This is a genomic window from Pseudomonas aphyarum (genome assembly GCF_028657055.1).
In the GTDB taxonomy this organism is placed as follows: domain Bacteria; phylum Pseudomonadota; class Gammaproteobacteria; order Pseudomonadales; family Pseudomonadaceae; genus Aquipseudomonas; species Aquipseudomonas aphyarum.
The window spans coordinates 252,428-275,056 of the sequence record NZ_JAMDGS010000005.1 but is presented as its reverse complement, the minus strand read 5'-3'; the positions used below and the strand labels follow the sequence as shown (position 1 = coordinate 275,056).

20 protein-coding genes are annotated in these 22,629 nt (G+C 60.6%); 14 read left to right on the top strand and 6 right to left on the bottom strand.

All coding sequences use genetic code 11. The features are described 5' to 3' along the window. Window positions 1–38 precede the first annotated feature (38 nt). Window positions 39–278 carry a hypothetical protein gene (locus M5G18_RS08020; RefSeq protein ID WP_007950501.1) on the bottom strand — a complete coding sequence of 80 codons (240 nt, stop codon included), beginning with the start codon at window positions 276–278 and terminating at the stop codon, window positions 39–41. Between the two features lie 176 nt (window positions 279–454). Here M5G18_RS08020 and M5G18_RS08015 point away from each other — a divergent pair, with 176 nt between their 5' ends. After that, window positions 455–790 (top strand): hypothetical protein, encoded by a 336-nt coding sequence (locus tag M5G18_RS08015; protein WP_085602948.1) that lies wholly within the window; start codon window positions 455–457, stop codon window positions 788–790. A gap of 64 nt (window positions 791–854) precedes the next feature. Here the strand turns inward: M5G18_RS08015 and M5G18_RS08010 are convergent, their stop codons facing one another. After that, a complete protein-coding gene (locus tag M5G18_RS08010) occupies window positions 855–1,403 on the bottom strand; it encodes an RrF2 family transcriptional regulator (protein ID WP_007950499.1) in 549 nt (182 codons plus the stop codon). A gap of 337 nt (window positions 1,404–1,740) precedes the next feature. Between M5G18_RS08010 and M5G18_RS08005 the strand changes: the two genes are divergently transcribed. The 5 genes from M5G18_RS08005 to M5G18_RS07985 all read left to right on the top strand — a co-directional run bounded on the left by M5G18_RS08005 (window position 1,741) and on the right by M5G18_RS07985 (window position 7,679). Continuing rightward, entirely contained in the window at window positions 1,741–2,946 is a 1,206-nt protein-coding gene (locus tag M5G18_RS08005; protein WP_273897438.1) for an NAD(P)/FAD-dependent oxidoreductase, read from the top strand. 291 nt (window positions 2,947–3,237) lie between these two features. Beyond that, window positions 3,238–3,750, top strand: coding sequence for a formaldehyde-activating enzyme (fae, locus tag M5G18_RS08000; RefSeq protein ID WP_007950493.1), 513 nt, complete (start codon window positions 3,238–3,240; stop codon window positions 3,748–3,750). Window positions 3,751–3,760: 10 nt separating this feature from the next. Next, on the top strand, window positions 3,761–4,795 hold the full coding sequence (locus M5G18_RS07995) for an aldo/keto reductase (protein ID WP_273897437.1): 1,035 nt from the start codon (window positions 3,761–3,763) through the stop codon (window positions 4,793–4,795). Continuing rightward, window positions 4,792–6,225 carry an NAD-dependent succinate-semialdehyde dehydrogenase gene (locus tag M5G18_RS07990; RefSeq protein WP_273897436.1) on the top strand — a complete coding sequence of 478 codons (1,434 nt, stop codon included), beginning with the start codon at window positions 4,792–4,794 and terminating at the stop codon, window positions 6,223–6,225. The genes M5G18_RS07995 and M5G18_RS07990 overlap by 4 nt, the downstream gene beginning before the upstream one ends. A gap of 89 nt (window positions 6,226–6,314) precedes the next feature. Then, window positions 6,315–7,679 (top strand): MFS transporter, encoded by a 1,365-nt coding sequence (locus M5G18_RS07985; protein WP_273897435.1) that lies wholly within the window; start codon window positions 6,315–6,317, stop codon window positions 7,677–7,679. A gap of 228 nt (window positions 7,680–7,907) precedes the next feature. Here M5G18_RS07985 and M5G18_RS07980 read toward each other — a convergent pair whose 3' ends face one another. Together M5G18_RS07980 and M5G18_RS07975 are read right to left on the bottom strand one after the other, a co-directional pair. Then, a complete protein-coding gene (locus M5G18_RS07980) occupies window positions 7,908–8,783 on the bottom strand; it encodes a LysR substrate-binding domain-containing protein (protein WP_127798441.1) in 876 nt (291 codons plus the stop codon). A gap of 139 nt (window positions 8,784–8,922) precedes the next feature. Next, a complete protein-coding gene (locus M5G18_RS07975) occupies window positions 8,923–10,101 on the bottom strand; it encodes a hypothetical protein (protein WP_273897433.1) in 1,179 nt (392 codons plus the stop codon). 185 nt (window positions 10,102–10,286) lie between these two features. Here M5G18_RS07975 and M5G18_RS07970 point away from each other — a divergent pair, with 185 nt between their 5' ends. The 6 genes from M5G18_RS07970 to M5G18_RS07945 all read left to right on the top strand — a co-directional run bounded on the left by M5G18_RS07970 (window position 10,287) and on the right by M5G18_RS07945 (window position 17,788). Next, the gene (locus tag M5G18_RS07970; protein WP_007950486.1) at window positions 10,287–11,219 is read left to right on the top strand and encodes a LysR substrate-binding domain-containing protein; all 933 of its coding nucleotides are present in this window, start codon (window positions 10,287–10,289) and stop codon (window positions 11,217–11,219) included. 107 nt (window positions 11,220–11,326) lie between these two features. Continuing rightward, window positions 11,327–12,751 carry an aldehyde dehydrogenase gene (aldA, locus tag M5G18_RS07965; RefSeq protein ID WP_273897607.1) on the top strand — a complete coding sequence of 475 codons (1,425 nt, stop codon included), beginning with the start codon at window positions 11,327–11,329 and terminating at the stop codon, window positions 12,749–12,751. 82 nt (window positions 12,752–12,833) lie between these two features. Further along, a complete protein-coding gene (locus tag M5G18_RS07960; protein ID WP_273897432.1) occupies window positions 12,834–14,168 on the top strand; it encodes an MFS transporter in 1,335 nt (444 codons plus the stop codon). A 1-nt stretch (window position 14,169) separates the two neighbouring features. After that, window positions 14,170–15,387 carry a mandelate racemase/muconate lactonizing enzyme family protein gene (locus tag M5G18_RS07955; RefSeq protein ID WP_085602972.1) on the top strand — a complete coding sequence of 406 codons (1,218 nt, stop codon included), beginning with the start codon at window positions 14,170–14,172 and terminating at the stop codon, window positions 15,385–15,387. Window positions 15,388–15,447: 60 nt separating this feature from the next. Then, the gene (locus M5G18_RS07950; RefSeq protein WP_273897431.1) at window positions 15,448–17,061 is read left to right on the top strand and encodes a GMC family oxidoreductase; all 1,614 of its coding nucleotides are present in this window, start codon (window positions 15,448–15,450) and stop codon (window positions 17,059–17,061) included. Window positions 17,062–17,182: 121 nt separating this feature from the next. Next, a complete protein-coding gene (locus M5G18_RS07945; protein WP_273897430.1) occupies window positions 17,183–17,788 on the top strand; it encodes a DUF6338 family protein in 606 nt (201 codons plus the stop codon). A gap of 142 nt (window positions 17,789–17,930) precedes the next feature. On the opposite strand, the gene M5G18_RS07940 is transcribed toward M5G18_RS07945, so the two are convergent. After that, window positions 17,931–18,830 carry a LysR family transcriptional regulator gene (locus M5G18_RS07940; protein ID WP_064379392.1) on the bottom strand — a complete coding sequence of 300 codons (900 nt, stop codon included), beginning with the start codon at window positions 18,828–18,830 and terminating at the stop codon, window positions 17,931–17,933. A 121-nt stretch (window positions 18,831–18,951) separates the two neighbouring features. On the opposite strand from M5G18_RS07940, the gene M5G18_RS07935 reads away from it, so the two are divergent. After that, the gene (locus M5G18_RS07935; RefSeq protein WP_273897429.1) at window positions 18,952–20,319 is read left to right on the top strand and encodes an MFS transporter; all 1,368 of its coding nucleotides are present in this window, start codon (window positions 18,952–18,954) and stop codon (window positions 20,317–20,319) included. 24 nt (window positions 20,320–20,343) lie between these two features. Further along, entirely contained in the window at window positions 20,344–21,618 is a 1,275-nt protein-coding gene (locus M5G18_RS07930; protein ID WP_273897428.1) for a glucarate dehydratase family protein, read from the top strand. Between the two features lie 42 nt (window positions 21,619–21,660). Here M5G18_RS07930 and M5G18_RS07925 read toward each other — a convergent pair whose 3' ends face one another. Continuing rightward, a complete protein-coding gene (locus M5G18_RS07925; protein ID WP_273897427.1) occupies window positions 21,661–22,545 on the bottom strand; it encodes a LysR substrate-binding domain-containing protein in 885 nt (294 codons plus the stop codon). Window positions 22,546–22,629 lie beyond the last annotated feature (84 nt).

Sequence of the window (22,629 nt, the reverse complement as noted above, 5' to 3'; positions counted from 1 at the left end):
CGGTTGTCCGGGGCTTTTTGCTGTGGGCAGGGTGAGGTTCAGTGGACTTTGGTTCGGCTGATGGCGCGGGCTTTCACTTCCCGGGCATACAGTTGCAGGCGTTCTTCATCGCTTTGCAGCACCTCGCAGGATCGCAGCACCGCCTGGGCGTCCGCCTCGTTGCCCGACTGACGCAGTTGCTCGGCGATGCGCTTGAGGTCCACCGCCGACCATCTCAGGTCCGATGCCACGCTTTGCAGGTCACGCTGAAGTTCGTGTTCGTATTCATTGAGCCGCATGATCACCTCCGGAACATTCTCGGTAAAACAGAGTAGCCGCATTTTTCCGGTGTGGGGCAAGGTCTTCTGTCGATGAGCTGAATGGCCCGGTTTTCGGGGAATACAGGCAGAGCGCTACGATGGATGTCCGAACAGTTACAGGGTACATTCGCGTTTTTTCAGATGAAGGAATCACCATGCGGATGTTGATCGGGGGGATGCTGATGGCGGCATTGGCCGGTTGTTCTCTGCCTGCGTCACTGGTGCCGGGCGAGCCGAATGTCAGCAAGATCAGCGGCAAGACTCCCAAGGACTACGCCGCGTGTGTATTGCCTCTGTGGCAGCAGGACGTTGCCAAGACGTCCCAGACGGCGATTTCCAATGGCTACCGGATCACCGCGCCGAGCATCGTCACCGCCGACGAGATTCTCGATGTGGTCAAGTACAAGGACGGCAGCCGCGTTTCCCTGTATCAGGGGCCGCCGTGGGCGAAGTCCGGGTCGTTGCGCAAAGCGGTGCGCGACTGCCTGTAAGGTCGAAATAAAAAAAGCAGAAACCGGTGATCGGTTTCTGCTTTTTTTTGCCTGCTGATCGGGCTCAGTCCGAGATGTCGGTGAGCGGAATGCCGGCGCCGCCGGTCTTCTTTTCCCGGCGATCCTGCATCCAGTCTTCCACCTGGCTGTTGAAGCCCGCCGGCGCCTTGCGCCCGACCTTTCTGGCGATGTCGAGGATGGTCTGCTGGGCGAGGGCTTCTTCCATGCGCTTTTGCGCGGTCATCATCGCGGCGTGAATCGAGCAGGTGCCGTCCAGCGCCCAGTCCGGCGGCGAGCCGTCGAACAACGCGCAGCGTCCGCGAATGTCCCGGCATTCGAAAATGTTCTTGGGGCCATCGATGGCATTGACGATGTCGAGCAGGGTGATTTCGTCTGCCGGGCGCGCCAGGGTGAAGCCGCCGCGCACGCCGCCAGTGGATTCCACCAGTTTGCCTTTGGCCAGTTTGGTGAAGATCTTTGCCAGGTAATCCAGCGGCACCCCTTGCAGCTCTGCCAGGTCACGCACGCTGGCTTCACGACTGTCACCGCCGCTGCCCACCAGAAAGGCCAGGCAGTGAATGCCGTACTCGACCCCCGCACTGTAAAGCGACATAACTATCTCCGACTGTATTTGTCGCCGATGTTATCAGGGTTGTTCGTGGCAAACAAATCGGGAACGCCTTGGGTGTTTGGCTATGAGGATGCCGATTTTCTTGGGTTTCAGCTAAATCAAGGAGTTGTGGAGGGTGACTATGTTCGGGTTGAGCTATCGAAGTTTTCGATGCTAATCATCACAAAATCTGACTTGTCGGATTTAAAGGCGACCAATACAGTCGCCGTTATCCGGTGAGCAGCCTTCCTCGCTGCTGAAAAGTTAAAGCGTGTCCGCTCCCGATGATGTGAATCCTTCAACCTCATTCAGTGACTTGGCTTCGTGCCTGGAGAGAACAATGAAACAGCACATTCTGGTAATCGGCGCAGGTTTCGGTGGCATGTGGACGGCGTTGAGCGCCACGCGTCTGGTCGACATTCACAATCGGGACAACATCGACGTAACCGTGTTGGCGCCGCAAGCCGAGCTGCGCGTTCGTCCGCGTTTCTACGAGCCGAATGCCCATACACTGGCAGCGCCGCTGGGCGATCTGTTCGATGCGGTCGGCGTCAACTTCATCAAGGGCGCGGCAAACACCATCGACGTACAGGCGAAAACCGTTGGCTACACCGACGCAGCCGGTGCGCAGCAGGTGTTCAACTACGACAAACTGGTGCTGGCCTCCGGCAGCGGCCTGGCCCTGCCGGACACCCCGGGCGTGGCGCAATACGCGTTTGACGTCGATCAGATCGAAGCCGCCATCCGCCTGGAAAACCACCTGGAATCGCTGATCGGTCAGCCTGAAAGCGAGGCGCGCAACACCGTGGTCGTCGCCGGCGGTGGTTTCACCGGCATCGAAACCGCTACTGAAATGCCGGCGCGTCTGCGGGCCGTGCTGGGCGCTGATGCCAAGGTTCAAGTGATCATCGTTGACCGTGCGCAGAAAGTCGGCGCTTCCATGGGCGAAGCGATCAGCGTGTCGATTGCCGAAGCGAGCGAAGAACTGGGTGTTGAATGGCGACTGGGTGTGTCGGTGCTGTCGGTCGATGAAAACGGCGTGACCCTGTCGGACGGCCAGCGCATCGAGGCAAAAACCGTGGTCTGGACCACCGGTGTACGCGCCAGCTCCCTGACCGAGCAGATTCCTGCCGAGCGTGATCGTCAGGGCCGTCTGCACGTTGATGCCAACCTGAAAGTCATCGGCCAGGACGACATCTTCGCCACCGGCGACGTGGCTTATGCGGCCACCGACGATATCGGCAACTTCGCCCTGATGACCTGCCAGCACGCGATTTCCCTCGGTCGTCACGCCGGCAACAACGTTGCGGCGCAGATTCTGGGTGTAGATCCGAAGCCGTACAGCCAGCCGAAATACGTGACCTGCCTCGACCTCGGCGCCTGGGGCGCGGTGTACACCGAGGGTTGGGATCGTCAGGTGAAACTGGTCAAGGAGGAGGGCAAGTCGCTCAAGACCCAGATCAACACCCAGTGGATCTACCCGCCGGCCGCTGACCGCGCCATCGCGCTGGCGGCTGCGGATCCGATGATCCCCGTCGTCGCGTAATCCGCGCAATCCGAAAAATCCCGCCTTCGAGCGGGATTTTTTTCGCCATCACAAAAGGCTATGACTAAAAGTCATTGCCCCATGATTTTTAATGGTTACGGCCGGCCCGATCCCCGGTGTTAAAAAATCGCAAACACAGCTCATCAATAACAACCAGAGAGCGTTTGCAGCCATGTCCCGATTCTCCCTTCGCGTCTCCCCACGTCCGTTATTGATCCCGTTGACCATCCGGCCCGCGTGAGCTGTCGATCACCCCAAAAAATCCCTCTGCATTGCAAAGAGTAATGACTGATGAAAGAACTCGACCTGTACATCGGTGAAGGTTTCGAAGGCCCGGGCGTGAACGCCGCGCACATCAATATCCTGATCGGCCCGCGCAATGGCCCGGCGGGGCAGGCGTTTGCCAACAGCCTGGCGTCGCCGAGCCAGGGCCATTGCCCGTTCATGGTGATCGCTCAGCCGAACATTCCGGTCAAGCCGATGACCCTGTATGTGAACAAAGCTGCGATCAGCAGCGATCTGCACGGCAATGCGACGTGGGGCGCTTCCCAGGCCGGTATCGCCAAGGCAGTGCTCGAAGCACTGCTCGACGGCACGCTGCCGCCGGAAGCCGAAGACGAGTGGGCGATCGTCACCGCCAACTGGGTCAACCCGGCGTGCGATGACCTCGATGCGGTCTACCTGAACAACTACAACGCCTGCCGCACCGCGATCCGCGCCGCCCTGACCGGCAAGCCGGAAACCGCGCAGCTCAAGGATGTGGTCAACCACATCAGCAACCCTTTCTACACGCCAAAAGCCTGAGGTCCGCGCCATGCAATACATCCGTTTGGGCAACTCCGGCCTGCAAGTTTCCCGCCTGTGCCTGGGCACCATGAACATGGGTACCCCGGACTGGAAACCGTGGATCTTCAATGAAAAACAAAGCGAGCCGATCGTCGCTCACGCCCTGAACAACGGCGTGAATTTCATCGACCTGGCGGACTTCTATTCCGCCGGTGTCGGCGAAGAAGTAGTAGGGCGCATCGTCAAGCGTCTGGCCCGTCGCGAAGACCTGGTGATCACCACCAAGGTCGGCTACGGCACTCGCAATGGCATCAACGCCAGCGGTCATTCGCGCAAGCACATCATGGACAGCATCGATGCGTCGCTGAAGCGTCTGGACATGGATTACGTCGACGTGTTCATGCTGCATTACTTCGATGTGAACACCCCGGTCGAAGAAACCATGGGCGCACTGAACGACATCGTGCGTTCGGGCAAGGCGCGTTACATCGGCGTCTCGACCATGCTCACCGGCCAACTGGCGAAAATCCTCATGGCCTGCGAGCGCAACGGTTGGGTCAAACCGATCAACATGCAGCTGCAACTGAACTGCGCCTACCGCGAAGAAGAGCGCGAGATGATTCCGTTCTGTCGCGATCAGGGTATCGGCGTCTCGGTGTTCAGCCCGCTGGCCCGTGGCCTGCTGACCGGTGACGTGCAATCGACCCGCAACCAGACCGACTTTTTCACCCAGCAGATGTACAGCGACGAAGCCTCGTTCGAAATCGCTCATTCGGTGCAGCGCGTGGCCCGTGCCCGTGGCGTGTCGAACGCGCAGATCGCCCAGGCCTGGGTCGCCAATCACCCGGGCGTGGATTGCATGCTGGTCGGCGCCGACACCACCGCGCAGTTCGACAGCGCACTGGCGGCATTGGAAACCAAACTGGATGCCGAAGAGCTGCACGAACTGCAGCGCAACTACACCCCGTGCGACGTGATTAACGACTACACCGCCGGCAAACGCATCCTGCGCACGGCCCGTCCAGGGCAGGAACGCTTCACGTTGCAGGGGGCGGTGGCATGAGCGGTTTTATTCGTCACGGCAACTTTATCGACGGTCAGTGGGGCCAGGGCGGCGCCACTTATCCGGTGCGCAACCCTGCCAACGGTGAGTTGATCGCCGACGTGCAAAAGGCTGGCGCCGACGAAACCAACCTCGCCATCGAAGCCGCCAACCGTGCCTTGCCGGCGTGGCGCAAACTCACCGCCAAGGAGCGCAGTCAGCGCCTGAAACGCTGGAGCGATCTGATGCTCGCCAACCAGCAGGAACTGGCGACCTTGCTCAGCCGCGAACAAGGCAAACCGCTGGCCGAAGCCAAGGGCGAAGTGGTCTATGCCGCCAGTTTTCTCGAGTGGTTCGGTGAGGAAGCCAAGCGTGCCTACGGCGATGTGATCCCGAGCCACAAGGCCGATGCGCGGATCATCGTGACCAAGGAAGCGATCGGCGTGGTTGCGGCGATCACCCCTTGGAACTTCCCGCTGGCGATGGTCACCCGCAAGGTCGGCCCGGCGCTGGCGGCGGGTTGCACGATGATCCTGAAACCCTCGGAAGAAACCCCGCTGTCGGCATTTGCCCTGGCGGTGCTGGCCGAGCAGGCCGGGATTCCGGCCGGCGTGTTCAACATCGTCTCCGGCGATGCGGTGGCCATCGGCGGCGCGCTGCAAGCCTCCAGCGTGGTGCGCAAGCTGTCATTCACCGGCTCGACCCGCACCGGCAAACTGCTGATGCGCCAGGCAGCCGACACCCTGAAAAAGGTCTCGCTGGAGTTGGGCGGCAACGCGCCGTTCATTGTCTTCGACGACGCTGACATCGACGCGGCCGTGAAAGGCGCGATGGCCTCGAAATTCCGCAACACCGGGCAGACCTGCGTGTGCGTCAACCGCTTCTTTATTCAGGACGGCGTCTACGAAGCCTTCACCGGCAAACTCGCCGAAGCCGTGGCGGCGATGCGCGTGGGCAGTGCGCTGGAGGGTGAGACCGAGCAAGGTCCGCTGATCAACGCCGCTGCGCTGGCCAAGGTTGAAGCCCACGTCAGCGATGCGCTGGAGAAGGGCGCCACGCTGTTGTGCGGCGGCCGTCGTCATGCGCTGGGCGGCACGTTCTACGAACCGACCATCCTCACCGAAGCCAACGGCGACATGCTGATCGCCCAGGACGAAACCTTCGGCCCGGTGGCCGCGTGCTTCCGTTTCAAGGACGAAGCCGAAGTGTTGGCGCGAGCCAACGACACGCCGTTCGGCCTGTCGGCGTACTTCTACAGCCGCGACATCGGCCGGGTCTGGCGCATGGCCGAAGGGCTGGAAGCCGGGATGGTCGGCATCAACGAAGGGATCATCTCCACGGAGGTGGCGCCGTTCGGTGGCATCAAGGAATCGGGCCTTGGGCGTGAAGGTTCGAAGTACGGTCTGGATGACTATCTGGAGATCAAATACCTGTTGATGGGCGGTCTCTAGACCTCCCCGAACCCTGCGGGAGCTGGCTTCTGCAGGGTTCCTCCCAGAGCTTTCCGTTTCTCCGTCAATAACAACAATTGGAGACGAACATGTCCGCTCAACCCGTAAAGATCGATGACCTGCCCATCGGGCGCTTCCACATCAAGATCGCTGGCCTGACCTTCGGCGCGCACTTCACCGATGGCTATATCCTTGGCCTGATCGGCATCGCGTTCACCTTGCTCAGCCCGCAGATGCAGCTCGATGCGTTCTGGCAGGGGCTGATCGGCGCGTCGGCGCTGATCGGTCTGTTTCTCGGCAGTCTGTTTTTCGGCTGGATCTCGGACAAGGTCGGCCGGCAGAAAATCTTCCTGGTCAGTTTCGTGCTGATCACGATCGCTTCGGTGATGCAGTTCTACGTCGAAACCGCCATGAGCCTGTTCCTCTGCCGGGTGCTGATCGGCATCGGCCTGGGCGGGGATTTCAGCGTCGGCCACGCAATGCTCGCCGAGTTCGCGCCGAAGAAACATCGCGGTGTGTTGCTGGGTTCATTCAGCGTGATCTGGACCTTCGGCTACGTCGCGGCGACCTTTGTCGGCACCGCCATGCTCAGCCTCGGTGACGATGCCTGGCGCTGGATGCTGGCGTCGTCGGCGATCCCGGCTGCGTTGATTCTGATCGCGCGAATCGGCACGCCGGAATCACCGCGCTGGCTGGTCAATCAGGGCCGGGTGGCCGAAGCCCGTGCCATCGTCAAAAAGCATCTGGGCGACAACGTCGAGCTGGATGAAACGCGCTCCACGGAAACCCGCTCGGGCTACGCGGTGCTGTTCAGCCGCGAATACCGCAAGCGCACGGCGTTCAACTGCCTGTTCTTCGTCTGCATCGTCATGCCGTACTTCGCCATCTACACCTTTCTGCCGTCGATCCTGCAGAAAATGGGACTGGCCGAAGGCTTCGGCACCGAGCTGATGCTCAACATGCTGCTGATCTTCGGCGCGTTGATCGGCATCTGGTGCACGATCAAATTCACCCGGCGCGGGTTCCTGATCAACTCGTTCATCATTCTGGCGGTGGCGTTGTTTCTGCTGGCGGTGTTGCCGGGCAGCGCGGCGTGGCTGATGGTGCTGGTGTTCGGTGTGTTCACGCTGGTGCTGTCGGCGGTGAGCAATCTGGTGGGCGTGTTCCCGGCGGAGAGTTTCCCGACGGAGGTGCGGGCCAGCGGGATTGGTCTGGCGACGGCGGTGAGTCGACTGGGTTCGGCGGTCAGTACGTTCCTGTTGCCGGTGAGTGTGGCGGGGATTGGCTTGAGCCCGACGATGGGGATTCTTGCGGCGATTCTTGGGATTGGCGCGTTGCTGTCGTGGGCTTGGGCGCCGGAGACCAAGTCGTTGACGTTGAGTCAGGCGTGCAAGGCGCAGAGTCCGGTGGAGGGGGCGGTGGGTTCTGTCGTCAAGGTGGCTTCGCCGATCTGATTTGTTCGGTGCTGGGGAGGGGGTAATGCGTTGTGCCTGAAAACCACCCCTCACCCTAACCCTCTCCCAGAGGGAGAGGGGACCGATCCGGGGATATTGGAGAGTTACGCCGACGTGAAAGACTTGCGGTGAATCCATAATCGACTCGGTTGTTCAGGTCGATGTTGGGCGCCAGACAACTCGGTCGGTCCCCTCTCCCTCGGGGAGAGGGCTAGGGTGAGGGGCTTTTCAGGGGTTGCTCACAATGCCGAGCCACTCGGTAAACAGCCTCACCTTCGACAACCCCTGCTTGTCATTCGCCACATCCAGCCAATACCCATAAGGGCCGATCACCTCAATCGGGGTGATCGGCAGCAGGCTGCCATTGGCCAGCTCCTTTTCGATCATCTGCCGGTCGATCACCGCCAGACCGCCGCCGGCCAGCGCGGTATGGATCACCTGATCCAGGGTGCTGAATTCCAGCCCTTGCCCGGCATCGATGTCATCCCGGCCCATGGCCGCCAGCCAGTTTTCCCAGACCTTCAAACGCTTCCCGTCGTGCAGGATGTGCAGCAGCGGAAACTGCCGCAGATCCGGTGGCTGATCGCCGTTGAACAGTTCCGGGCTGGCCACTGCGATGTGCCGTTCCATCACCAGCAACTGACTGACGCAATGGGGCGCCGCCGCGAGGCCGAAGCGGATGTGGCAATCGACTTCCGTGAGGCTGTCGTGGCCGATCTGGTTGGTCACGCTGAGGTTGATGTCCGGGTAGCGCTGGCAGAACGCACGCAGGTGTGGCGACAGCCAGCGGGTGGCCCAGGTCGGCGGTGCGAGCACTTTCAAACGCTGGCGCAGATTGGGCACGCGCACCGCTTGCAGGGAGCGTTCGATGTGATCGAAGGCTTCGGCCAGATGCGGGGAAAGATTGCTGCCGGCTTCGGTCAGCGACAGCCCTTGAGGCGTGCGCACGAACAGCGCAACGCCGAGGTAGTCTTCAAGCTGTTTGATCTGGCGACTGACCGCGCCCTGGGTGACGTTCAGCCCGATGGCGGCCTGGCTGAAACTGCGATGACGGGCGACTTCTTCGAACACGCGCAGGGTGTTGAGCGAGGGCAGTTGACGCATGGAGGCGGGACTCCGGATCGGGCGGTTTTTGTTGTTTTGAGATGAGGGCTATCTGACTATCGGGATGATGCGGATGCAAGGTGAATTCGCAACGAGCAGGCAAAAAAAATCGCAGCCCTGGCTGCGATTTTTTCGAGCGTCAGAAGTAATACCCGACGTTCACATATAACTGGTTCTCCCACTGATCCAGTCCGCCCGCGCCAAGGCTCTGGGTGTAGCTGCTGCCACCGATGTAGGGATCGTTTTTGCCGAACAGCCATTCGGTCGCAACCCACAATTTACTAACGGAAAACGAGGTACCAAGGATCATCCGCTCGGACGTCTTGAACCCGCTGGCAGACTTGTCGAAGGCGCTGTAGTTGGCGTACAGCTTGATCCCGCTGACCTGATCGAACAGGTATTTGCCGCCGACGTCATAACTCAAGTCGGCCACGTACAGATTGCCGCGACTGGCCACGTTGTAAGTGCCGTCGTAGCCGCCGAGGGTCACCAGTTCATCGGTGCCGGCGTTGCGTGGCGACATCTGCTGCCGCGCCGCCTGCAACTGCACGCCCCACGGGCCGTTCTTGCCCAGGTAATGCACGGCCACGGCGTTACGTCGGCCGTCATTGTTCGTGTCCTTGTTCTCGAGGCTCGAGGTCAGGCCGGAGATCCCGACTTCGGATTTCCAAGGCCCCAGATCCAGCGACCTGGCCACTCGCAGCACAACGGTGTTGCGTTCCTGGTTGTCACTGCCGTCGGCCACGTAACTGTCGGCCCCGGACACGACGCTGGAGTAGGTCACGCCCTTGCTGGTGCCTTTGCCTTGCCACGCCGGACGCAGGTAGTAACCGGCCTGAACGTTCCAGTCGCCGCTTTGCTGGATGTACTTGGCGCCGACCTGTTGCACGTCTTCCAGGCCGATGACGTTGCCCAGGGTTTCGTAGAAAGTGCTGCCGAAGTACGGCTGCAAGCCGAACGGCACGGTGTTGAGGCCGACCTGTACTTGCTGGTTCGGGTTGAACTTGTAGCCAACCCACGCGAACTTGGCGAAACGGATATCGCCGTAGTCTTTGGTGTACTGGTACGGGTAGGAGCGACCGTAGAAGCGGTATTGCGCCTCGCCGATCCAGGTGTCGGAGTTGTACTTGGCGCTGAGGAACACCGTGTCGAGACCGAACTTCTGAATGTCGCGATCCGGGTCCACGTCCCAACGGGCACGAATGGCGCCGCCAAGGTCGAGATTGTCGGTGACCTGGACCGCCATGGCCGGGGCGGCAATGCTGCAGAACAGAGCGATGGAGGTGGTGCGCAGGCGCAAAGATGCAGGGAAGGGCATGGAGCGGCTCTCGATTGTTTTTATTAGAGATGCCGCGCAGTTTTGCCATCTGCGGTTTGTTGAACAAACGATAAAAACGGTGGGGAAACCTGCATCGAATGCATGTTACTCGGAAAATCCTGTAGGACAATTCGCCAATGTCGTGGGATGCTTTGCGCCTTGTCAGTGGTTTTCGAGTGCCTTGTATGAAACGCAAAATGCCCGGCCTGAATGCACTCAAAGCATTCGAAGTGGCCGGCAGCACCGGTAGCTTCACCCGCGCCGCCGAGTTGCTCAATGTCACCCAGAGCGCGGTCAGCCGTCAGGTGCGGCAACTGGAAGAGCAGCTCGGCGAGAGCCTGCTGGAGCGTCGCCATCACCATCTCGAACTGACCGGTGCCGGCAAGATTCTGCTGCGGGCACTGCATCAGTCGTTCGACAAGATCGAGCTGACGGTGCGCAGTATCCAGCAGAAAACCCACGCCAACCGCCTGCACATCAACGCGCCGCCCACCTTCACCAGCCGCTGGTTGATGCCGCGTCTGGGGCGCCTGCGCGAGCAGCATCCTGAACTGGAACTGAGCATCACCACCCGCTTGCAGGACAGCCTCGCGGAAACCAGCACCCTCGATTGCGCGATCCGTTTTGGCGACGGCGAGTGGGACGGGCTCGACAGTTCACTGTTGATTCAGGAGCGGCACATCGCGGTGTGCGCACCGACCCTTTATGCGCGGGAGGGCGGCGAGCAGGGCATCGACCTCAATCGCCTGACCCTGCTGCACGTGCTGGCCCGCGAGGACCAGCGTTACCTGACCTGGAAACACTGGCTCGACGCGGCGCGGATCAGTGGTGTCGATACTCAGGGCGGCTATGAATTCGACCTGCTGGACCTGGCGATTCAGGCGGCGGTCGATGGTCTGGGGATCACCATTGCCGACTGGCACATGGTCGCCTCGGAGCTGGCCAGCGGGCAGTTGACCCAGGTGCATAACGTTCATGTGGAAGGGCACCAGTCCTACTGGCTGGTGACCCGCCCGGAACAGACGCAGATGCCGCAATTGCAGGCGTTCAGTCAGTGGTTGCAGGAAGAGATCTGGCTGGCGCAGCGCCAGCTTGAGCCTTCGAAGGCGATTTTCTGAGTAACGTGCCTTTTTCGAATGTTTGATCGCCGGATAAATCGTTTGTTGAACCCGCTGTCGATGACAAGACTGGCGGCATCGATAAAAACAAACGATGGGCGATGCACATGCGAGTCGAGCGAAATTTTGTTAACGGCCACTTCATCGAGCCGGCCAGCGCGGCGCTGATCGCGGTCTACAACCCGGCCACCGAAGCGTTGATCGGCCAGGTGTCAGCGGCTACTGCCGAAGAGGCCACGGCGGCAGTCGACGCCGCCGCCAAGGCGCAAAAGACCTGGGGCAAACTCACCAGCATCGAACGCGCCGAACACCTGCGAGCGTTTGCGGCGGCCCTTGAAGATCGCGCCGAAGCCATCGGCGCCGCACTGGCCGCCGAGTCCGGCAAAAGCCATAGCGACGCCAGCAACGAAGCCCGTTATGCCGCGCAGATCACCCGTTACCACGCCGAATGGGCGCGCCGTATCGAAGGCGAGATCATTCCCAGTGACAGCCCCGACGAAAACCTGTTCCTGCACCGCGAGCCGATTGGTGTCGTTGCGTGCCTGATTCCGTTCAACTACCCGGTCTACACCCTGCTGCGCAAAATCGCTCCGGCGCTGATTGCCGGCAACACCGTGGTGGTGCGTCCGAGCAACAACACCCCGACTTCGGCGTTCGAAATCGCCAAAGCCGTGGAGCAGTCGGGCATGCCGGCCGGAGTGATCAACATTCTGACGATGGATCACGCCACCGCCGCAGCCGTTTGCACGCATAAAGCCGTGGGCCTGATCACCCTGACCGGCAGCGTCAACGCCGGGCGAATCGTCCTCGACTACTGCAAGACCAACATCGCCAAGCCGTCGCTGGAACTGGGCGGCAAGACCCCGGCAATCATTGAAGCCGATGCCGATCTTGAAGCCGCCGCGAGCGCAATCATTGCCTCCAAAACCACTCACTGCGGCCAGTTGTGCACGGCGGTGGAGCGGGTCTATGTGCAGGAAAGCGTCTACGACCGTTTCCTCGCCCTGCTCAAAGCGAAAATCGCTGCCGTGAAGTTCGGCGACCGTGCCACGGATTCCAGCCTGATGGGGCCGCTGGTCAACGCCAGTTCGCAGAAGAACATTCACGCCATGGTCGAGCGCGCGATTGCCGACGGCGCCGTACTCGAAAGCGGCGGCGTGCTGCCTGAAGGCCCGGGGCATTTCTACCCGCCAACCCTGCTCAGCGGCTGCCGTCAGGACATGGAAATCGTCCAGGAAGAAATCTTCGGCCCGGTGTTGCCGGTGCTCAAGTACCGCGACATCGACGAAGCGCTGGCCATGGCCAACGACCACCAGTTCGGCCTGTCGTCGGTGCTGTACACCGAGAACTACCGCACCGCGCAGAAAGTCGCCAACGCGATCGAAGCGGGCGAGTTGTACGTCAATCGCACCCCGGCCGATCCGTATCAGGGCTATCACGCCGGCTGGAAACGCTCGGGCCTGGGCGGCGATGACGGCAAGCACGGCATGCTCGAATTCACCCAGACCCGACTCGTGGTCATGAAGTACTGATCCACCGCGTCACGCCTCACGCTACACCTATAAAAACAATTATCAGGGGCGCCCGGAGCACGGGTCGCCCGAGGTCACTTCAATGTCCAAGCATGCATCCTCTGCTGCCGCTGTTCAGGGTTCCAACTCGGCTTCGAAAAGCCAGAGCGACAAGGGAAGTCGCTATTTCCAACTGATGTTGCTGGTGCTTGCTGCCGGTGCGATCTATCCGATTCTGTACCTGCGTCAGGTCTACCAGACCACCATGCTCGAGGTGTTCCAGATCAACCACAGCGAGCTGGGTTATCTGTACTCGATGCTTGGGACGATTTTCCTGCTCAGCTACTTGCCGAGCGGCTGGCTGGCCGACCGTATCGCGCCGCGTTTCCTGATCTTTTTCTCGCTGGTGGCCACCGGCGTGCTGGGCCTGTGGTACTCGACCGCGCCGTCGATGACCGGGCTGATGATCATCTTCGGTTGCTGGGGGCTGACCACCGGCCTGACGTTCTGGGCTTCGGTGCTCAAGCGCGTGAAGATGATTGCCCATCACACCGAGCAGGGCCGGTTCTTTGGCATTCTTGATGGCGGTCGCGGACTGGTTGAAGCGTTGCTGGCGACGGTCGCGCTGGGGCTGTTTGCCTACGCCACCGAAACCCGTGGCGAGTCCACCGCTGAAGGTTTCAAGCACGTGGTTTACCTTTACGCCTTCACCTGTATCGCCATCGGCTGTGTGCTGGTGCTGATCAAGGACCCGAAGTCGATGGAAGACACACCGCCGGTGGAGAAGGGCAAGTTCAACCTGTTCACGGATCTGGCAACGTTGGTGAAGATCCCTGAACTGTGGCTGGTCACTGCGATCGTGTTCTGCGGTTATCACATCTTCTGGGCCACCTACAGTTTTTCGGACTACCTGCAAGGCAGCGGCCTGACCGCCGTGATGGCCGGCACCATCACCACCATCAAACTGTGGATGCGCCCGATCGGCGGCATCGGCGGTGGCTGGCTGGGAGACAAGTTTTCGAACATCTCGGTGCTGATCGTCGCGCTGTTGCTGGCAAGTCTGGCGATTGTCGGCCTGATCGTTTTCCCGGCGCTCAACAGCATGGGGCTGCTGATCGCGACAGTGATTTTCATCGGCCTGATGACCTACGCAATTCGCGGTCTGTACTGGGCGATTCTCGACAGCTGCAACATTCCGCTGCGCATCACCGGATTGGCCATCGGCATCGTCTCGGTGGTCGGTTACATGCCGGATGCTTTTATCCCGTTGATCAACGGCTACCTCACTGAGCATTTCCCCGGTGCCCTCGGCTACAAGCTCTATTTCGGCTACATCGCCGCTATCGGTCTGATCGGCACCCTGGCTGCCGTGACCCTGCGTGCCCGGATCAATCGCAAATCTTTGAACAAGACCTCTTTGAACAAGACAGGTGCCTGAGATGAAAATCGTCGCCCTTGAAACCCATATCGTCGCCGTACCGCCACCGCACATCGGTGGCATGTACTGGCTGTTCGTCAAGCTCAAGACTGACTGCGGCATCGAAGGTGTCGGCGAAATCTACGCTGCGACCTTCGGCCCCAAAGCCATGCTGCCGATCATCGAAGACGTGTTCGAGCGCTACCTGTTGAATCAGGACCCGCACCACATCGAACGCTTCTTCCGTCAGGCCTATTCGAGCGGTTTCACCCAGCGTCCCGACCTGACCATGATGGGTGTTGTCAGCGGTCTGGAAATGGCCTGCTGGGACATCATCGGCAAGGCGGCGAACAAACCCGTCTATGAATTGCTCGGCGGCAAGGTTCACGAACGCCTGCGTTCCTACACCTACCTGTACCCGGTCAACAGCCGGGGCGAGTACGACTACGACGACCCGGATCTGGCGGCTGAATGTGCCGTTGAAAACATGAACAAGGGCTTCACCGCCGTGAAGTTCGACCCGGCCGGGCCATACACCGCGTACTCCGGGCACCAGATCTCGCTGGAAGTGCTGGAACGCTGCGAAACCTTCTGCCGCAAGATCCGCGAAGCGGTGGGCAACAAGTGCGATCTGCTGTTCGGCACCCACGGGCAAATGGTGCCGTCCTCGGCGATTCGTCTGGCCAAGCGCCTGGAGAAGTACGATCCGCTGTGGTTCGAAGAACCGGTGCCGCCGGGCCAGGAAGAGGCCATGGCGCAAGTCGCGGCCAAGACCAGCATTCCGATTGCCACTGGCGAACGCCTGACCACCAAGTACGAGTTCTTCAAGCTGTTGCAGGCCGGCGGCGCGTCGATTCTGCAGATGAACGTGGCGCGTTGCGGCGGCCTGCTCGAAGGCAAGAAGATCGCCAGCATGGCCGAGGCCTATTACGCGCAAATCGCCCCGCACCTGTACAACGGGCCGATCGGTGCGGCGGCGAGTTTCCAGCTTGCGGCCTGTACGCCGAACTTCCTGATTCAGGAAAGCATCGAGACCTGGGGCGGCTTCCACGCCGAAGTCCTGAAAAAACCGTTGCAGTGGGAGGACGGCTACATCATTCCGTCTACCGAGCCGGGCCTGGGCGTGGAGCTGAACATGGACGTGGTGCGCAAACATTCGCCGTACACCGGTGAGCGTCTGCACCTGCAAATGGCCCCGACCCCGGCCGACGTCAAAGACACATCGCCGGCCAAGGGCTGACGGGATTTCCCCGCCCGGCAACGGGCGGGTTCGATAAAAAGACTTACGCGGTAACCGTGCATGACATACGACTACATCATCGCTGGCGCAGGCGCCGCTGGCTGCGTGCTGGCCAACCGGCTTTCGGCCTCGGGCCAATACACGGTGCTGCTGCTGGAAGCGGGCGGCAAGGACAGTTCCCTGTGGTTCAAGATCCCGGTCGGCTTCGCCAAAATGTATTACAACCCGACCTTCAACTGGATGTACTACAGCCAGCCGCAGAAACAGTTGGGCAATCGCGAAATCTACGCCCCGCGCGGCAAGGTCCAGGGCGGTTCGGGCTCGATCAACGCGATGATCTACGTGCGTGGTCAGGCCCATGACTTCAACGACTGGGCGGCCAACGGCAACGACGGTTGGGGCTTCAAGGATGTGCTGCCGTACTTCCGCAAACTGGAAAACCATCCGCTGGGCGACAGCGAATACCACGGCGGCAGCGGCCCGATCAGCATCACCCCGATGGCCGGCCAGACGCACCCGATCTGCGACGTGTTCCTCAAGGGCTGCGATGAACTCGGCTACCCGCGCAGCGACGATTTCAACGGGCCGAAATTCGAAGGCGCGGGCATCTACGACGTCAACACCCGCAACGGTCAGCGCAGCTCCAGCAGCTTCGCCCATCTGCACCCGGCGCTAAGCCGGCCGAACCTGACGGTCGAGCATTACGCGTTGGTCGACCGTGTCCTGTTCGATGAAAGCCAGCAGCGTGCGACCGGCATTTCCATCACCCAACATGGTGTGGCGCGAACGTTCACGGCGCGCAAGGAAGTGATCCTGTGCGCCGGTGCGGTCGACACGCCGAAGATCCTGCAACTGTCCGGCGTGGCGGATCGTGCCTTGCTGGCCAAGCATCAGATTCCAGTGGTGAAACATCTGCCGGCGGTGGGGCAGAACCTGCAGGATCACCTGTGTGTCAGCTACTACTACAAGGCCAATATCCCGACCCTGAACGATGAGCTGAGCTCGCTGTTCGGCCAGTTCAAACTCGGCGTGAAATACCTGCTGACCCGCAAAGGCGCGCTGGCGATGAGCGTCAACCAGGCCGGCGGATTCTTCCGTGGCAACGCGGAGCAGAGCCATCCGAACCTGCAGTTGTATTTCAACCCGCTGTCTTATCAGATTCCGAAAAACAACAAGGCCAGCCTCAAGCCCGAACCGTACTCAGGCTTCCTGCTGTGCTTCAACCCGTGCCGCCCGACCAGTCGCGGGCACATCGAGATTGCTTCGAAGAATCCCCGTGATGCGGCGCTGATCGACCCGAACTATCTGAGCACGCAAAAGGACATCGACGAGGTGATCCAGGGCAGTCGCCTGATGCGCAAGATCATGGGCGCGCCTTCATTGAAGGGCATCACGGTCGATGAAGTCTTGCCGGGGCCGGCAGTGGAAACCGACGAGCAGATGCTGCAGTACTTCCGTGACAACTGCGGTTCGATCTATCACCTGTGCGGCTCCTGCGCGATGGGGGCAGACGAGCAATCTTCTGTGGTCGACAAGCGCCTCAAGGTGCATGGCCTCGACGGGTTGCGGATCGTAGATGCGTCGATCTTCCCCAACGTGACATCGGGCAACACCCATGCGGCGGTGCTGATGGTGGCGGAGAAGGGCGCGGATCTGATTCTGCAGGATGCGTAATGCGCGGTGACAGTTGATCGCGGGCGATTTTCCCGCGTGCACTAGGCTTTGAATGCCGGCCCATTACGGGCCGGCATTGCTGTTTCTGGAGGATTGTTTTTGATTCAAGGAGCGACCGGTCATGGATGATCTGGTGAAAGAAGTGATTCCGCTGTTGCAGTACCTGATCCCGGGGTTTGTCTCGGCCTGGATTTTCTACACCCTGACGGCGTTCAAGCGGCCGGATACGTTCGGGCAGATTGTGCAGGCGCTGATTTTCACGTTTGTGATTCACGGGATGGTGCCGGGAATTGGGGCGGTTTGTGTGTGGGTGGGGGAGAAGGGGTTTTCTGTAGGGAAGTGGGATGCGAAGGCGGAGGCTTGCTGGGCATTTTCTGCTTCGTTGCTGCTGGGGTTGATGGCTTGTTGTCTGGCAACCAATGGCAAATTGCATAGGTGGTTGCGCAGTAGAAACGTAACGAAACAATCTTCCTATCCCAGTGAATGGTTCTGCGCTTTCGCTCAATATGATCGATTCATCACCCTTCATCTGGAGGATGAAAGGCGCGTTCTAGGCTGGCCAGTCGAGTGGCCGCCGGAGTCGAACACCGGGCAGTTTTTGATGAGGTTTCCACGCTGGCTCAACGAAGATGGCAAATTGGATCCTATTGGCGCCGAATTTTTGCTGATAGATTCCGCGAAGGTTAAATGGGTTGAATTCAGCCCGGCATCAGAGGATTCATCATGACCGCCAGAGCACCGCAACCAATGCCACAACATCTGGAGCGACTTTTCGTAGGGCCCGACGGGAAGCTGTTGGAGAAACCATTGATCACGGGCCCCAAGGCACCACCACCGCTGAAGTACCCTCCATACCCGCATACCCATTCCTAGCCCCATCCATCCTTCACCGCCCGGCGAATGCCCTCCAGCAACATCGCAAACGCCGGGTTGTCGTTGTTCTCCCGCCAGATCAGATGCAGTTCGCTCTGCACCCCTTCGCCCAGATCGATCTCGCGAAACACCACATTCCTGAACACCACACTGGTCGCGCAGCGCGGCACCAGTGCCAGCCCCATGCCCGCATTGACCAGCGCCAGAATCGTCAACGAAGAACCCAGCCACTGAACGTAATCCGGAGCGACCCGGGCCGAGCGCAGCATGCCGGTCAGCAATTCGTTGAACGGCGGATAGGCCGCGTGGGAATACATCAGGAACGGCTGCCCATCCAGATCCTTCACTGAAACGTCGTCAGCCTCAGCCAGTCGATGGCCACTCGGCACCGCCAGCACAAACGGCTCGCGCACCAGGCATTCGGTGGCGTAGCCCGGTTCCAGCAACGGCGCGCGGACGATACCCAGGTCGATGCGTCGGGCGCGCAGGGCTTCGTGTTGCTGATAGGTGTTCATTTCGGTCAGGTCGATCTTCACCTGCGGCTGCTTGAGGCGCGCCTCGGCGATGACCTTGGGCAAGAACTCATACACCGCGCTGCCGACAAAACTGATGTTCACCGAACCGATATCACCCTCGGCAAAACGTCGGGCGGTGACGGCAGCCTGTTGAGCGCGTTCGAGCAGGTTTTGTGCCTCGATGAAAAACGCCCGGCCGGCAGCGGTGAGTGCCACGCTGCGTGTGCTGCGGGTAAACAGTTCGACGCCCAGGTGATGTTCCAGCAACTGGATCTGCCGGCTCAGTGGCGGCTGGGTCATGTTCAACCGCTCGGCAGCGCGACGAAAGTTGAGTTCGGTGGCGACAGTGGTAAAGCAGCGCAGTTGGGTCAGCTCGAACATTGATCTAATCCAGGTATCAATCGAATGCCAAGTTAGATTAGACGGGATCAATTGCCCCGTCCATGATCGCTCTACGCCTGAACAGGCCTTCCCAACAAAAACAAAGATCGGGAGTCGCCCCTTGAATACCCTCCAGAGTCCGCCGGACATCACGGTACTCGCCCGCGCCGCCGCCAAGGTCAAGCGCCATGTGCTGCCGTTGTTCGTGGTGATGTTCATCGTCAACTACATCGACCGGGTCAACATCGGCTTCGTGCGCAGTCATCTGGAAACCGATCTGGGTATCGGTGCTGCCGCCTATGGTCTGGGTGCCGGTCTGTTTTTTATCGGTTACGCCTTGTTTGAAGTGCCGTCCAACATGCTTCTGCAACGCTATGGCGCCCGCGCCTGGCTGACGCGGATCATGTTCACTTGGGGCGCCGCAGCGATGGCCATGGCGTTCGTCAAAGGCGAAACCAGTTTCTACGTGTTGCGCTTCATCCTGGGCGCTGCCGAGGCCGGGTTCTTTCCGGGGATCATTTATTACTTCACCCAATGGCTGCCAGCCTCGGAGCGCGGCAAGACCATGGCGGTGTTTCTCAGCGGTTCGGCGATTGCTTCGGTGATTTCCGGCCCGGTGTCCGGCGCGCTGTTGCACATCAGCGGTCTGGGTATGCACGGCTGGCAGTGGATGTTCCTGATCGAAGGCGCCGCGTCGGTAGTGCTGTGCGGGTTTGTCTGGTTCTGGCTGCAATCCCATCCGCGCCAGGCCAAGTGGCTGAGCGAGGAGGAGCGCGAGGCACTGGTGGCCGCGATCGCCGAGGAACAGCGTGCCCGGGAAGCAACTCACGTCGCCAGACCATCGATGTTCAAACTGTTGGCGGACCGGCAGATCGCGCTGTTCTGCTTCATCTACTTCTCTATCGCCCTGACGATCTACGGCGCCACCTTCTGGTTGCCGAGCATGATCAAGAAAATGGGCAACCTCGGCGACTTCCAGGTCGGGCTGCTCAACTCGGTGCCGTGGATCATTTCCATCGTCGCGATGTACGGCTTTGCGGCGCTGGCCGGCAAGTGGAAGTTCCAGCAGGCCTGGGTCGCGCTGACCCTGGTGATCGCCGCATTCGGCATGTTCATGTCCACCACTGGCGGGCCGATTTTCGCCTTCGTCGCCATCTGTTTTGCGGCCATCGGTTTCAAGGCGGCTTCGGCACTGTTCTGGCCGATTCCGCAAAGCTATCTGGATGCGCGCATCGCAGCGGCGGTGATCGCGCTGATCAACTCCATCGGCAACCTCGGCGGCTTCGTTGCACCGACCGCGTTCGGTTTTCTGGAACAGACCACCGGCTCTATCGAGGGCGGCCTGTATGGCCTGGCCGCGACTTCGCTGGTAGCGGCAGTAGTGATCTTCTTCGCCCGCATGGCGCCCGGCGCCAAAGGCAACACCCCGGCAAAGCCTGAACCTGAAACCGCCGTTGCGCCGACGGCCAACCCGGTGGCGAGCCACTGATTCCGACTCAACAGGAGCGTCATTTTGAAAATCACTCGCGTAACCGTCACTCCGATTGCCTTCCGTGATCCGCCGCTGCTCAACGCCAGTGGCATCCACGAACCGTTCGCCCTGCGCTCGATCATCGAGATCGAGAGCGACAACGGCTACATCGGCCTCGGCGAAAGCTATGGCGATGCCCCGGCGCTGGCGATCCAGCAACAGTTGCAGTCGCAGTTGATCGGCCTTGATCCGTTCAACCTCAATCAGTTGCGTCGGATCGTTCAGGCGACGGTCGCTGCCAACAAACCGGCCAGTCTGGCGGGTGCCGAACTTGCGCCCGGTTCCCACGCCAGTAAAGCGGTAAGCAATGCGTATTCGGCATTCGAAGTGGCGTTTCTCGACTTGCAGGCCCGCTATTTGAATGTGCCGTTGGTGGATCTGCTGGGCGGGGCGGTGCGTGATGAAGTGCCGTTCAGCGCCTACCTGTTTTTCAAGTACGCCCAGCACGTCGATTCGCCGTACAGACCGGACAACTGGGGCGAAGCGCTGAACGAACAGCAGATCGTCGCCCAGGCCGCGCGAATGATCGAGGCTTACGGCTTCAAGAGCATCAAGCTCAAGGCCGGCACGCTGCCGCCGGAGCACGAAGTGGCGTGCATCAAGGCGCTGAAAAAGGCCTTTCCCGGTTATCCGCTGCGCATCGATCCCAACGGCAACTGGTCGCTGGAAACCTCGATCCGCATGGCCGAATTGCTGGGTGATGATCTGCAGTATTACGAAGATCCGACCCCGGGCCTCGACGGCATGGCCGAACTGCACAAACGCACCGGGTTGCCGTTGGCGACCAACATGGTGGTCACCGATTTCGACGAGTTCCGCCGCAGCGTCGCGTTGAACAGCGTGCAGATTGTCCTCGCCGATCACCATTACTGGGGCGGCCTGCGCGACACCCAGACCCTGGCGAAAATGTGTGACACCTTCGGCCTCGGCGTGTCGATGCACTCCAATTCACACCTGGGCATCAGCCTGATGGCGATGGCGCACGTGGCAGCTGCCGTGCCGAATCTGGACTACGCCTGCGACACCCATTACCCGTGGCAGGAACCGGATGAAGAAGTGATCAAGGGCGGCAAACTGCCGATCGTCGATGGCTGCGTGAAGATCACTCGCGCACCGGGCCTCGGGCTGGAACTGGATCACGATCAACTGGGCAAGCTGCATGATCAGTACCTGACCTGCGGCATTCGTCAGCGCGATGATGTGCGGCAGATGCAGCGCTACAAGCCTGACTGGAAAGCGCTGAAGCCGCGATTCTGATCGAGCAAAACCAGAGGGCGCCAAACGGCGCCCTCTATTGTTTCAGAGCGTACGCATCAACCAGTCGCGAAACGCCTTCAGCGACGCCAGCGACTCATTGCGCGCCGGGTACACCAGGTAATAGCTGCGCCGGCTGCTGATCGGTTCGCCCAGTTGCAGCAGCTCGCCGTTGTGCAGCTCATCCTCCACCAGAATTCTCGGCACCAGCCCGATGCCGATGTTGGCGCGCACAGCCTGGATCAAGTGCGAGGTCATCTCGAAACTCGGGCCGATGCGCATGCTGCGATGGGGCAGGGCGTGATGGCTGAACCACTCGGACCAGGCCTGAGCGTTGCTGCTGACGTTGAGCAGCAGCTGCCCGGCGATGTCCTTGTCGGCCGCCAGACGTTCGACATCGGACAGCTGCGTGCTGGCAATCACCACCAGTTCTTCGGTGTGCAGGCGGTGGGCGGTCAGCCCCGGCCAGTCGCCGCCGCCGACGCAAATTGCCGCGTCGATTTCGCTGACGTCGAAGTCGATGGTTTCGATCCGTGAGTGAAGATGAACGGTCATGCCCGGGTGCGCCGTGTAGAAATCCTTCAAGCGTGGCAGCAGCCATTTCGAGCCGAAGGTTGGCAGTGTCGCCAGGCGCAAACTGTGAATCCCCGAGCCAAACGCCATGGCCTGCAACGTCGCACTGCGGATCTGCCCGAGGGCTTCGGACAGTTCACGCTGGTACATGCGCCCGACGTCGGTAAGGATCACCCGCCGGCCTTCGCGGCTGAAAAGGCGCATGCCGAGCATCTTTTCCAGAATCTGCACCTGCCGGCTGACGGCGCTCTGGGTCAGCGACAGTTCGTGGGCGGCGCGGGTGTAGCTTTCATGGCGTGCGGCGGCTTCAAACGCCAGCAGCAACGACATCGAGGGAGTGAGGGTTCGCGGATTCATTCGTTTTAGTCATGGATTGCAGGTCGATTTTACGGTTGTCCCGGCGTCGCTCTGCAATGAACATAAGGCCTATGAGATGGCGGG

Bases quoted from the DNA above. Each gene is read 5' to 3' on its own strand.
- M5G18_RS08020 (WP_007950501.1), bottom strand. From the start codon at position 278: ATGCGGCTCAATGAATACGAACACGAACTTCAGCGTGACCTGCAAAGC.
- M5G18_RS08015 (WP_085602948.1), top strand. From the start codon at position 455: ATGCGGATGTTGATCGGGGGGATGCTGATGGCGGCATTGGCCGGTTGT.
- M5G18_RS08010 (WP_007950499.1), bottom strand. From the start codon at position 1,403: ATGTCGCTTTACAGTGCGGGGGTCGAGTACGGCATTCACTGCCTGGCC.
- M5G18_RS08005 (WP_273897438.1), top strand. From the start codon at position 1,741: ATGAAACAGCACATTCTGGTAATCGGCGCAGGTTTCGGTGGCATGTGG.
- fae (WP_007950493.1), top strand. From the start codon at position 3,238: ATGAAAGAACTCGACCTGTACATCGGTGAAGGTTTCGAAGGCCCGGGC.
- M5G18_RS07995 (WP_273897437.1), top strand. From the start codon at position 3,761: ATGCAATACATCCGTTTGGGCAACTCCGGCCTGCAAGTTTCCCGCCTG.
- M5G18_RS07990 (WP_273897436.1), top strand. From the start codon at position 4,792: ATGAGCGGTTTTATTCGTCACGGCAACTTTATCGACGGTCAGTGGGGC.
- M5G18_RS07985 (WP_273897435.1), top strand. From the start codon at position 6,315: ATGTCCGCTCAACCCGTAAAGATCGATGACCTGCCCATCGGGCGCTTC.
- M5G18_RS07980 (WP_127798441.1), bottom strand. From the start codon at position 8,783: ATGCGTCAACTGCCCTCGCTCAACACCCTGCGCGTGTTCGAAGAAGTC.
- M5G18_RS07975 (WP_273897433.1), bottom strand. From the start codon at position 10,101: ATGCCCTTCCCTGCATCTTTGCGCCTGCGCACCACCTCCATCGCTCTG.
- M5G18_RS07970 (WP_007950486.1), top strand. From the start codon at position 10,287: ATGAAACGCAAAATGCCCGGCCTGAATGCACTCAAAGCATTCGAAGTG.
- aldA (WP_273897607.1), top strand. From the start codon at position 11,327: ATGCGAGTCGAGCGAAATTTTGTTAACGGCCACTTCATCGAGCCGGCC.
- M5G18_RS07960 (WP_273897432.1), top strand. From the start codon at position 12,834: ATGTCCAAGCATGCATCCTCTGCTGCCGCTGTTCAGGGTTCCAACTCG.
- M5G18_RS07955 (WP_085602972.1), top strand. From the start codon at position 14,170: ATGAAAATCGTCGCCCTTGAAACCCATATCGTCGCCGTACCGCCACCG.
- M5G18_RS07950 (WP_273897431.1), top strand. From the start codon at position 15,448: ATGACATACGACTACATCATCGCTGGCGCAGGCGCCGCTGGCTGCGTG.
- M5G18_RS07945 (WP_273897430.1), top strand. From the start codon at position 17,183: ATGGATGATCTGGTGAAAGAAGTGATTCCGCTGTTGCAGTACCTGATC.
- M5G18_RS07940 (WP_064379392.1), bottom strand. From the start codon at position 18,830: ATGTTCGAGCTGACCCAACTGCGCTGCTTTACCACTGTCGCCACCGAA.
- M5G18_RS07925 (WP_273897427.1), bottom strand. From the start codon at position 22,545: ATGAATCCGCGAACCCTCACTCCCTCGATGTCGTTGCTGCTGGCGTTT.